The organism is Hydrogenimonas sp., assembly GCF_029932565.1.
GTDB lineage: Bacteria > Campylobacterota > Campylobacteria > Campylobacterales > Hydrogenimonadaceae > Hydrogenimonas.
On the sequence record NZ_JAOZPV010000027.1, the window covers coordinates 10,364 to 20,858 of the forward strand.

Sequence of the window (10,495 nt, forward strand, 5' to 3'; positions counted from 1 at the left end):
CTCAATCTGTTCATTTGTCAAGATGATAGGCGTCGTGCAGGGCACGAACCGCCAGTTCCGCATACTTCTCGTCGATGATCATCGAAATTTTGATTTCGCTCGTACTGATCATTTCGATATTGATATTCTCTTTGGCCATTGTTGTAAATGCTTTGGCGGCGACACCGCTGTGACTCTTCATGCCGACACCGACAACGGAGACTTTCGCGACATCCTCCTTGTATTCGATCTCACCGATTCCATCTTTGAACCGTTCAAGCGCACTTTTGACATGTTCGATTTCGCTCTGCGGTACGGTAAAGTCTATTTCGGTCTTTCCATCCGCGCCGATCGTCTGAACGATCATATCGACATTGATCGCCTCTTCCGCCAATGCATTGAAAATCTCGGAGGCGATACCCGGACGGTCTTCGACACCTTTGAGACTGACACGGGACTGGTTTTTATCGAGTGCGATACCGCTTACGAGTGGCTTTTCCATGATATTCTCTTCCTTTGTAATCAATGTTCCGGGATTGTCGTTGAAACTGCAGCGTGTCACGAGGTTGACACCCATCTTTTTTGCCAGTTCGACCGACCGGTTCTGAAGTACTTTGGCCCCGAGCGACGCCAGTTCGAGCATCTCGTCGTAACTGATCTGCTCCATCTTTTTCGCTTTGGGTTCGATACGCGGATCGGTCGTGTAGACACCGTCGACATCGGTATAGATTTCGCACAGATCGGCGTGCAGCGCTCCCGCGATCGCCACAGCCGTCAAATCGCTGCCGCCGCGCCCGAGCGTCGTCACACGGCCATTCGGATCGATGCCCTGGAAACCGGCGACCACGATGATTTTTCCACTCCTGATCGCATCGCCCATCGGCTTTGGATCGATATGGTCGATCCGTGCGGAAGTGTGTGTCTTGTCGGTATAGATACCGGCCTGACGTCCTGTCATCGCGACTGCCGGATAGCCCATTTCGTTCAGCGCGATACTCAGCAGTGCGCTCGTTACCCGTTCGCCGGAACTGAGCAGAAGATCCATCGCTTCGCGTTCCGGTCTCTTCGAAAAGAAATGGGCATATTCGATCAGTTTGTTGGTCTCACCGCTCATGGCCGAAACGACGACGATCACATCATGCCCTTCATCCCGCGTTCTTGCAACACGTTTTGCGACATTGGCGATCCGCTCCAAATCTCCCACACTGGTACCGCCAAATTTTTGTACGATCAACACAGAGGATCCTTTTGCAACATTACAGATAACCCTTTTTTCTGAAATAGTCCAAAACCTTTTTATAGATGGGACGCTTGAAATAGGTGATATAGTCGAAAATTTTCGCATAGGGTACGAATGTAAACTGTACGAACTCGGGTACTTCCGTTTCGAGATCGATTTTTGCGCCCGGCTTCAGCCGAACCAGAAAATATTTCTGCCGCTGTCCGTCGAACGGATACATTTTCTGCGCGATCATCTCCGGAAAGTCGTAACTGACCCATTCGGGAAATTCCGCGACGATCTCGACCTCATCGGTACCAATCTCCTCTTTCAATTCACGAAACAGTGCATCCCTCGGGCTCTCGCCCTCATCGATGCCCCCCTGCGGAAACTGCCAGGCATCTTTGACATCGCTTCTGGATGCAATGAAAAATTCCACTTTTTCCGGATATTTGGATGATAGAATGATCGCGGCGACATTGGGTCGATACTTTTTCAACTTTTTCTCTTTTCGATCATTCATTGAACTCACTTCTTTCATAAAAACAGATCGAAGGAACAGAGTCCCTTCTGTTTCGCTGCTCCTGATAAACCCAAACGGGCCGCTTGCGAGCCGGAAGCAGCCCGACCTGCCAATGCAAACCGGAAGTGTCAATCACTCTCTTGATATGCAGGCCCTCTTTCAGAGTTGGAGTCCATCTCAAAAACAGGCACGAAATTTTTGATATGATTGTAGTAAAAAGAGCATTAAGGACGACTGAGAATTGCTTCTTTATATTCACATCCCATTTTGCGACAGCAAGTGCCATTACTGCAGTTTCAACTCCTATGTCGACAAATTCGACCGGAAGGGGACCTATATGGAGAGCCTCGTCCGCCAGCTTCATCACGATTTGCAAACCTACGAAATCTCGAAACATTCGATCGAAACGCTCTTCATCGGGGGCGGCACCCCCTCGACAATCGATCCCGCTCTTTTTGAACCGCTCTTCGAAATGGTCGACCCTTTCCTGCAAAACGGGGCGGAAATCACGTCGGAAGCCAATCCCAACAGTGCATCGAGGAGATGGCTCTCCGGCATGCATGATCTCGGCGTCAACCGAATCAGCTTCGGAGTCCAGAGTTTTTTCGACGACAAACTCCGGCTTCTCGGACGCGCCCACAAAGCCAAGGAGGCGATGGCGGCGGTCGAACGGGCGGCAGCGCTCGGGTTTGACAATATCTCCATCGATATCATCTATGCCACGATGCTCGATACGCCGGATAGAATCGAAAAGGAGCTTGGCACAGCCTTCGAACTGCCCATCTCCCATCTGAGTGCCTACGAACTGACGATCGAAGAGGGTACGCCATTTCAACAGAGACCGGAGGTGCGGAAGGAGTCGGTTGAAGCCTCCCGTCTAATCCGTGAATATTGCGAACAGGCCGGTTTCAACCAGTACGAAATTTCGAATTACGGCAAACCGTGCCGACACAATCTCGGATACTGGCAATACAAACCCTATCTTGGAGTCGGGAGCGGTGCTGCGGGGCGCATCGGCCACAAAAGGTATTATCCGCATACGACAATCGAACACTATATCGATGCACCTTTCCACAAAGATTTCGAACCTCTGCAGGCGAGCGACATGGTCGAAGAGAGACTTCTTCTGGGCCTGCGCAGCGATGTGGGAGTCGACAGAAATATCCTGGAGTCCCCGATGCAGGAACGTGCGGATCTGCTCACAGAGGAGGGAAAACTTCTTCTCTCCGGAAGCCGCTATTGCAACCCCGATTTTCTGCTAAGCGACGAAATCGCTCTTTTTATCCTCGGCTAATCACTTTTTTGATAGACTTGTCCACTTTGAAATCGAAAAACAGATAGTAGAACCTGCTCGACGTGGCTTTGGCCACGCCTTGTGCTTTTCGCCTTGTCATCGCACCGTTTGCGTGCCATTCCCGGCCATGGGGATTTTTGAGATGGGTTCTAGATACGATCGACAGAACAATACCCAGTGGAAAGAAGGACATGCAATGTTTGGCATGGGATTGAGTGAAATATTTTTTATTATCGTGATCGCCATTCTCTTTCTCGGGCCCGACAAACTGCCCGATGCGATGGTACAGATCGCCAAATTTTTCCGCAGCATCAAGCGCACCGTCAACGACGCCAAAACTTCGCTTGAAGAGGAGCTGAAAATCAGCGAATTGAAAGAAGAGGCGTTAAAATACAAAAAACAGCTCGACGAAGCGACCCAGCAGCTCGAACAGGTGACGACCGCCGATCTGACGACGCTCGACGATCTGACCGAAACAGTCGAAAATGTCAAAAAATCCGAGGAGCGGCTCGAAGAGGAGGCGGAAGAGCTCAAAGAAAAGATCGAACCCAAGCGGGAAACGGTGACCTTCCCGAAGAAAAAACGCAGCAGCCACTCCGTCTACGCGCCGCCGGCCGACGAGCCGCCGCATTCTGCGGAAACCTCCAAAGGAAAGGACGCCGATGTTTGACGAACTCAAACCGCATATCGCTGAGCTCAGAAAACGGCTGGCCTATTCGATCGGCGCGCTGATCGTCTGTTTCTTTGTCGCATTCTATTTCTACGAGCCGATTCTCGAATGGATGACTCTTCCACTGAAAAACGTGCTGCCCGATACGTCGATGATGATCGCCACCGGCGTTCCGGAGGTCTTTTTCACGGCTGTCAAAGTCTCCCTCTTCGCCGGCTTCCTGATGGCACTTCCTTTCATTCTCTACCAGTTCTGGCTCTTTATCGCTCCGGGACTCTACGAACACGAAAAAAAATATATCTGGCCCTTCGTTTTCTTCGCTTCGGGCATGTTTTTTCTCGGGGCCGCTTTCGCCTATTATGTCGTCGTTCCCTACGGCTTTGCATTCCTGGTCAATTTCGCCGAGCAGATCGTTACCGTTGCACCGAAAATCAATGAATATGTCGGTTTTTTCACCAAAATCATGGTCGGTTTCGGCATCGCCTTCGAACTGCCTGTTCTGACCTTTTTCCTCGCCCTTCTCGGGCTTGTCGACGACCATACGCTCAAGAGCTTCTTCAAATATGCCATCATCCTCATCTTCCTGCTGGCGGCGCTCCTGACCCCTCCGGACGTTGTCACCCAGCTTCTCATGGCGATTCCGTTGATCCTTCTGTATGGTGTTTCCATTCTGATCGCCAAAGTGGTCAACCCGTACAAACCACCTGAAGATATCGAAGACGAGGATGAAGAGGCTCTCTGACAGCGCCCTTTCCGATGCGATGAAGACCGATAGTTACGACTATCGTCTTCCATCGGAACTGATCGCCACCGAACCGGCCAAACCGAAAGACACGTCGAAACTTCTCGTTATCGAGCGGAAAACAGGTCATATCACCCATACCATTTTTCGCCATATTCTCGACTTTGTCCCGAAAGGGTGCGCAATCATCTACAACGACACCAAAGTCATCAAAGCGCGTCTCTATGGCCGAAAGTCAAGCGGCGGCAGGATCGAACTTCTGATCAACAAGCCGCTCGATGCCCAGCGATACAACGTGTTGATACGTGGCAAAGTCAAACCGGGAACCCAACTCGTTTTCGACGATTCGTTCCGCGCGGAGGTGGTCGAACTCTGTGCTGACGGGAGCCGAATTGTCCGTTTTACCGATCGAAACGGCGACATACTTCCATTCGAAACGGTACTGAGACATCTTGAACGTCTCGGACACGTCCCGTTGCCCCCTTACATAGAGCGGGAGGAGAGAGCGGAAGACGCGACACTCTACCAGCCGGTTTTCGCCCGGCATGAAGGGGCCGTCGCCGCACCGACCGCATCGCTGCACTTCACGGATGAACTTTTCGAAACCATGCGACAACAGTTCGACTGCTATCCCGTTACCCTGCATGTCGGTGCCGGCACATTCAAGCCCGTCGATTCCGAAGTGATCACCGACCATCCGATGCACAGCGAATATTACGACATTCCTCCGGCCACGCAGCACATCATCGATTCCGACAGAGAGATACTCGCCATCGGTACGACCTCGGCACGCACGATCGAGTATTACGCCCGTACGCACAAAAGATTCGGAGAATGCGATCTCTTTCTGCATCCGGGCAATCCTCCGATACGGGTCAATCATCTGTTGACCAATTTCCATCTGCCGAAATCGACCCTTATCATGCTTGTAGCATCGTTTTTGGGATTGGAAACAACAATGAAAGTGTATAATATCGCTATCAAAGAGCGATACCGATTCTACAGCTATGGCGATGCCATGTTGATTCTATAGCGACGGAAGGATCCGAAATGCCGGCAGAATTTTTGTGGAAAATCACCGCAATCGCATTGATTGCGGCAGGTCTGATCGCCACACTTGTATGGGAACTTCGCAAACCCAGACGGGATCCCAATGACAATCCCGATACCAAACGCATGAACGACATGCTGAAAGATTGATATGGCCGTTTCAATCTGCTCGTTCAACGTCAACTCCATACGTTCACGCATCGATCTCATTCTTCGCTGGCTGACCGAGAAACGGGATGTGGATATTCTCTGTTTCCAGGAGACCAAATGCGAAGCGGACCAGTTTCCGGGCGACAAACTCTCGGATCTCGGCTACCATATCGCCATCAACGGACAAAAGCGTCTGAATGGCGTGGCCATCTGCTCGAAACTCCCGATCGAAATGGTCAAAACGGAGTTTGGCAACGACATACTCGATCGTGAAAAACGGCTGATCGAAGCCAAAGTCGGCAATACGGTCATACTCAACTGCTATATTCCGAGAGGCGGACCGGAAGGAGAAGAACGGCACACTTACAAAATGGCCTTTTTCGATGCATTGACCGAATACACACGTTCGCTTCTGGAACAGTATGAAAAAATCGTCCTTCTCGGGGATTTCAATGTCGCATTGCGCGACGCGGACGTTTACGACGTGGAAGTGTTCGAAGGAGCCATCGGTTTCCTCTCCAGTGAAAAAGAGAGGTTGAACAATCTGCTTGCAGCCGGTCTCAGTGACTGTTATCGCCGGCTCCATCCCGATGAAAAGGCTTTTACCTGGTGGGATTACCGATCGGCAGGCATCTGGCGGGATGAAGGAATGCGTATCGATTACATTCTCGCCAATCCCACACTCTGCAGCGAACTCGAATCGATCGATGTCGATCTCTGGACCCGGCGGCGACGATCGCCGACACCAAGCGATCACGCCCCCGTTGTCGCAACATTCAGAGAGTTTTAGGATTCTCCAGTGATGAAATTTCCCTGGAAAAGCCCTACTCCGAAACGAGATAAAAAAATTTCTCTCTTCACAATTGCTATTCTTTTTATAACGGCAACTGTGATTGTGGGGCTGACCGCCACGGGTATTCGCAAACTTCTTCTGGAGTCAACGGCATCGTCACTGGTAACGACGGCTGAAACGGTACGGGACTGTCTGACACTGCATGGGCACAACGAAAGCTGGGAAACGCTGGAAACCTGCACCGGAGTGCTTCGACAGGATCGTCATATCATCTCATTCTGGGTGGCCCGCTCGCAAACACTCATCGGGGAGTATGGCGAAACGGGGTTCCTGACCCGTGAAGCCGATACGATCGACCGAAACGTTTTCGAACAGGGCAAACCATTCGTTGGAGACGACGGAAAGTTTCGTATCTCAAATTTGCGTATCAGTGTGCCGTTCATCGCAACCTCGATAGAACAACCACGATGTATGCGGTGTCACAATGCCGTGGAAGGGGATGTACTCGGAACTCTGAGCATTGAATACGATGCAGGCGATATCACATCCGGTGCGACCCTGTTTGTCCAAAACGTCGCTCTTGCTATGTTGGTCGCGGTCACCGTACTCTTTTTGATTCTTTTTTACACCATCAAACCGTACCGCAGTGTAATCAATGCATTGTCGAACTCGTTGAAAAAAGCCAACGAAGGGGATTTCAGCCAAACCATCCCGTCCGACTTTCCCGACAGTGACATACGGGAGTTGTCCGACAACTACAACCGGCTTCTCAATGTTTTCCAGCATTCGATCGATTCCATCGTCAAACGGTTCAATCTTCTGATACGGGATCTCGATATTCAGGCGAAACACCCTCTTGAGCGTGCCTCCAAAGCACTGCATCTTCTCGCCAATGTCTACCGATTCCGGTATGCGATCGAAAAGGACCCCTCTCTGTTTGAAGTCTACAACCATATTGTTGCGATCGTTCGAGACGTCACCCATGCCGAACATTTCAGTATCTACAGTGTCGACAGAAAAGAGCAGATCAAAACGCTGATCTATTCGACGGCATCGCGTTCGCAGGATCTCTCGGGGGACGAGGCACCGTTAAACGATTACATCGAACGTATCGACATCGACGAAGTCGCCTTCGAATTTCCTTCCATGTCGATAGCCGGTGAGAACAAAATCGCTTTCTACTACTGCATTCCGATCGATATCAACGAATACTCGACGATCATTATCGCGCTCTTCGCCAGAAACAGAGACGAAATGGACCGCTATCGCGAGTCGGTTCTGGAGCTTCGCTACTATCTCGAAAATGTCAAACCGGTCATTGAAAGCAAAATTTTGACCCAGAAACTGAAGGAGCAATCTCTGCTCGATGGGTTGACGGGTCTCTACAACCGCAAATTCCTCGAAGAGTTCATCGACAAAATCGACAATCAGGCCAAAAGAAGTCAGACCAAATACGCCATCATGATGATCGATATCGATTTCTTCAAACATGTCAACGACACCTATGGCCACGATGTGGGCGACAAGTTTATCAAACTTCTGGGACTGATCATCCAGGATCATATCCGTGCATCCGACATCGCCGTACGCTACGGCGGTGAAGAGTTTCTGGTTCTCCTTCACGAAAGCACGAAGGAAGGCGCCGTCAAAGTGGCTGAAACGATGCGGAAAGATTTTGCCAAACGAACCATCTACGCCAGGGGAGAGCGGATCAAAAAGACGATTTCCATCGGCCTCAGTCTCTACCCGGATCATACCGTGACCTCGCTGAGAGAGGCGATCAAATATGCCGATATCGCACTTTACAGAGCCAAAGAGAGCGGAAGAAACCAGGTCATGCTGTTCAGCGACGAGATGATCGAATCGTGATCCAGAAGCCATCTCAAACATTCCTAGGAGGGGGAGTGTTTGAGACAGGTTCTAACCACTCCGTCTCTTCAGAAGATACCGCTCCAGTATCAGTTGCGCCGCAATCGAATCGAGCCGCCCGTCTTTCCGCTGGCGTGTAATACCTTTCATCAGCTCGGCCGCTTCGACACTGCTGCCCGATTCATCGATATACTCTATCGCCCCCTTGAAAGAGAGAAGCGTGACGAAATGGCGAATCCTGCGCTCCATCTCCCCGGCACTGCTTCCTCCCTCCGGCACACCCACGATGAGACGGTCGATTTTCCAGCTCTCCAAAAAAGCGTCGAGGTCACGTGCCGCCTGTTCCCGGTTTTTTCGCAGTATCGGATTCTGCGGTATCGCCGTCTCCCCGTCGAGACTGATCGCGACACCGATTCGTTTGAGCCCGACATCGACGGCGGCCAGACGCTCTTTCACCATCTCATATCTCCCTGAACATCCAGGCCACGGCGAAAAAGAGCACGATACTCGCCAGCGGAGCCACCAGAAAAGGAACGTTCATCTCACGCCGAACGAGATAGCGCACCACACCGTACCAGTAGAGCAGTGTCAACGCGATATGCAGAACCATCAACGGTTTGTAGACAATCATCGAGCGGCTGAATGCCGTGAAAACGATGCCGATACCGATCAACACTGCCCCTTTCAAAAGTGTCGTCATATCACGCTCCTCGGCATACGCCCTGTAGAGCATCACTCCAAATGCGAGCAGGATCGACGCCGCCAGAAGATAGACCATCGGTCAGCGTCCGTAACGGGCCATTAACGAGGCTTTGGCGAGCGCATGCTTCCCGATCACGGATCCGATCTTCGCCGGAGAGGTGTTCGGATCGAGCGAAAGATGGTCAACATCCAGTGCGTAGACTGTGAAAATGTAGCGATGGGGACGGTCACCTTTCGGCGGACATGCCCCACCGAATCCGATAGTGCCAAAATCGGTGATACTCTGAACGGCTCCTCTCGGAAGTTTCCCTCTTTTCGGATCCCCTGCCCCACGCGGAAGCTCATGCACACTGGCTGGAATGTTGAATACGATCCAATGCCACCAGCCTTTTCCTGTGGGTGCATCGGGGTCGTAGAGTGTCACGGCGAAACTCTTCGTACCACGTGGCTCGCCACTCCAACGCAGTTCCGGAGAGATATTGTTGCCGTGACATCCATAACCCCTGTAGACCTGATCGACCGAAAGCTGCTCCGATATGTCGGAGCTTTCAAGTTTGAAACCCTCTGCGACCAGCGCGGCCTGCAGCACGATCGCAATCAACAGCACTCTGTAAAGTTTTTTCATTTTCATCTCCAGTATCATAACTCGATTTTGGTATTATATAGCAAAAGAATCAAGGACATGTTCATGCCATCGAAAATCCTGGGCTACAAAGAGCTTCTGAAAACGTTGGTAGAGTATCACATCACCTTTATCAACCGCCTTTCGAACGAAGGGTACGAGAAACTCTTCTCCATTCTGCTGATACCGCTGTCGGGAGAGAACGAAGAACGCATCCGGGAGCTCGTCTTGCCGCTGCTGCGTGAAAGCGACCGGCTCTTCTATATCGAAGGCAAGCTCATCGCCCTTCTACCCGGAACCGACTGGAACGGGGCACTGAAGGTCAATGAAACGATCACGGAGGCATTGGGTATCGAACCGTTAGAGGAGTGCATTGTCGAATACCCGGCCGACGGGGAGAATGCGTTCGAACTCATCGGCAATCTCTATGCCCGGTACGACGAGATCAGAGGAGAGTGACGCGTCCGTCGCGAATTTCGATGATCCCTTCGAGTTCCGCCTCGAACAGTCTCTCGCCAAACCGGTTCGCCGCCTCTTCGTAGGATGGAGAGGTTCTGCAGAAAGCCAGAAATTCATCATCCTTTTCTCCTTCGCCCGACCCGAACATGTCGGCGAATGTTTCGATGTCATAAATCGCTTCGGCGGCACCCTCTTTCAGAAGATCGTTCGTTCCTTCGCTTTCACCCAGGCGATGGGGAAGGACAAAAATCTTTTTCCCCATCGCCTTTGCAAATTCGACACTGCGCATCGTCCCACTCTCCCGATCGGCCTGTGCCACCACCAACACCTCTCCAAGGGCGACAACCACTTCGTTGCGTACGACGAAGCTCCAGGGTGTCGCCCTGAAATCGGGTTCAAACTGGCTCAGTACCAATCCTTCCC

14 protein-coding genes are annotated in these 10,495 nt (G+C 51.5%); 8 read left to right on the forward strand and 6 right to left on the reverse strand.

The window, feature by feature from the left end; genetic code table 11:
• Positions 1 to 10 precede the first annotated feature (10 nt).
• Together Q1K24_RS04950 and Q1K24_RS04955 are read right to left on the reverse strand one after the other, a co-directional pair.
• Entirely contained in the window at positions 11 to 1,216 is a 1,206-nt protein-coding gene (locus Q1K24_RS04950; RefSeq protein ID WP_300366874.1) for an aspartate kinase, read from the reverse strand.
• A gap of 19 nt (positions 1,217 to 1,235) precedes the next feature.
• The gene (locus Q1K24_RS04955; protein ID WP_300366877.1) at positions 1,236 to 1,721 is read right to left on the reverse strand and encodes an RNA pyrophosphohydrolase; all 486 of its coding nucleotides are present in this window, start codon (positions 1,719 to 1,721) and stop codon (positions 1,236 to 1,238) included.
• Between the two features lie 241 nt (positions 1,722 to 1,962).
• On the opposite strand from Q1K24_RS04955, the gene hemW reads away from it, so the two are divergent.
• The 7 genes from hemW (at position 1,963) to Q1K24_RS04990 (ending at position 8,289) form a co-directional block, all read left to right on the forward strand.
• The gene (hemW, locus tag Q1K24_RS04960) at positions 1,963 to 3,015 is read left to right on the forward strand and encodes a radical SAM family heme chaperone HemW (protein ID WP_300366880.1); all 1,053 of its coding nucleotides are present in this window, start codon (positions 1,963 to 1,965) and stop codon (positions 3,013 to 3,015) included.
• A 196-nt stretch (positions 3,016 to 3,211) separates the two neighbouring features.
• The gene (tatB, locus tag Q1K24_RS09760) at positions 3,212 to 3,685 is read left to right on the forward strand and encodes a Sec-independent protein translocase protein TatB (RefSeq protein WP_366903591.1); all 474 of its coding nucleotides are present in this window, start codon (positions 3,212 to 3,214) and stop codon (positions 3,683 to 3,685) included.
• The gene (gene tatC / locus Q1K24_RS04970) at positions 3,678 to 4,427 is read left to right on the forward strand and encodes a twin-arginine translocase subunit TatC (RefSeq protein WP_300366883.1); all 750 of its coding nucleotides are present in this window, start codon (positions 3,678 to 3,680) and stop codon (positions 4,425 to 4,427) included. The genes tatB and tatC overlap by 8 nt, the downstream gene beginning before the upstream one ends.
• Complete coding sequence (gene queA, locus Q1K24_RS04975) at positions 4,411 to 5,460, forward strand: tRNA preQ1(34) S-adenosylmethionine ribosyltransferase-isomerase QueA (RefSeq protein WP_300366886.1); 1,050 nt, start codon at positions 4,411 to 4,413, stop codon at positions 5,458 to 5,460. Before tatC ends, queA begins: the two co-directional genes overlap by 17 nt.
• A 17-nt stretch (positions 5,461 to 5,477) precedes the next feature.
• On the forward strand, positions 5,478 to 5,627 hold the full coding sequence (locus tag Q1K24_RS04980) for a hypothetical protein (protein ID WP_300366889.1): 150 nt from the start codon (positions 5,478 to 5,480) through the stop codon (positions 5,625 to 5,627).
• A gap of 1 nt (position 5,628) precedes the next feature.
• On the forward strand, positions 5,629 to 6,417 hold the full coding sequence (locus tag Q1K24_RS04985; protein ID WP_300366892.1) for an exodeoxyribonuclease III: 789 nt from the start codon (positions 5,629 to 5,631) through the stop codon (positions 6,415 to 6,417).
• Positions 6,418 to 6,522: 105 nt separating this feature from the next.
• Positions 6,523 to 8,289, forward strand: a complete 1,767-nt coding sequence (locus tag Q1K24_RS04990) for a GGDEF domain-containing protein (protein ID WP_300366895.1) — start codon at positions 6,523 to 6,525, stop codon at positions 8,287 to 8,289.
• Between the two features lie 51 nt (positions 8,290 to 8,340).
• Here Q1K24_RS04990 and ruvX read toward each other — a convergent pair whose 3' ends face one another.
• Genes ruvX through Q1K24_RS05005 form a run of 3 tightly spaced genes read right to left on the reverse strand, consistent with a single transcriptional unit; the run spans position 8,341 to position 9,616 of the window.
• Positions 8,341 to 8,748: a Holliday junction resolvase RuvX gene (gene ruvX, locus Q1K24_RS04995; protein ID WP_300366898.1), complete on the reverse strand. Its 408-nt coding sequence runs from the start codon at positions 8,746 to 8,748 to the stop codon at positions 8,341 to 8,343.
• Between the two features lies 1 nt (position 8,749).
• The gene (locus Q1K24_RS05000) at positions 8,750 to 9,067 is read right to left on the reverse strand and encodes a hypothetical protein (RefSeq protein ID WP_300366901.1); all 318 of its coding nucleotides are present in this window, start codon (positions 9,065 to 9,067) and stop codon (positions 8,750 to 8,752) included.
• 3 nt (positions 9,068 to 9,070) lie between these two features.
• Positions 9,071 to 9,616 carry a YbhB/YbcL family Raf kinase inhibitor-like protein gene (locus Q1K24_RS05005; protein WP_300366904.1) on the reverse strand — a complete coding sequence of 182 codons (546 nt, stop codon included), beginning with the start codon at positions 9,614 to 9,616 and terminating at the stop codon, positions 9,071 to 9,073.
• Positions 9,617 to 9,679: 63 nt separating this feature from the next.
• On the opposite strand from Q1K24_RS05005, the gene Q1K24_RS05010 reads away from it, so the two are divergent.
• Positions 9,680 to 10,072: a hypothetical protein gene (locus tag Q1K24_RS05010; protein ID WP_300366907.1), complete on the forward strand. Its 393-nt coding sequence runs from the start codon at positions 9,680 to 9,682 to the stop codon at positions 10,070 to 10,072.
• Here Q1K24_RS05010 and Q1K24_RS05015 read toward each other — a convergent pair.
• The coding region (locus tag Q1K24_RS05015) for a DNA-processing protein DprA (RefSeq protein ID WP_300366910.1) at positions 10,059 to 10,495 on the reverse strand (437 nt) is incomplete at its 5' end. The two genes, Q1K24_RS05010 and Q1K24_RS05015, sit on opposite strands and share 14 nt — an antisense overlap.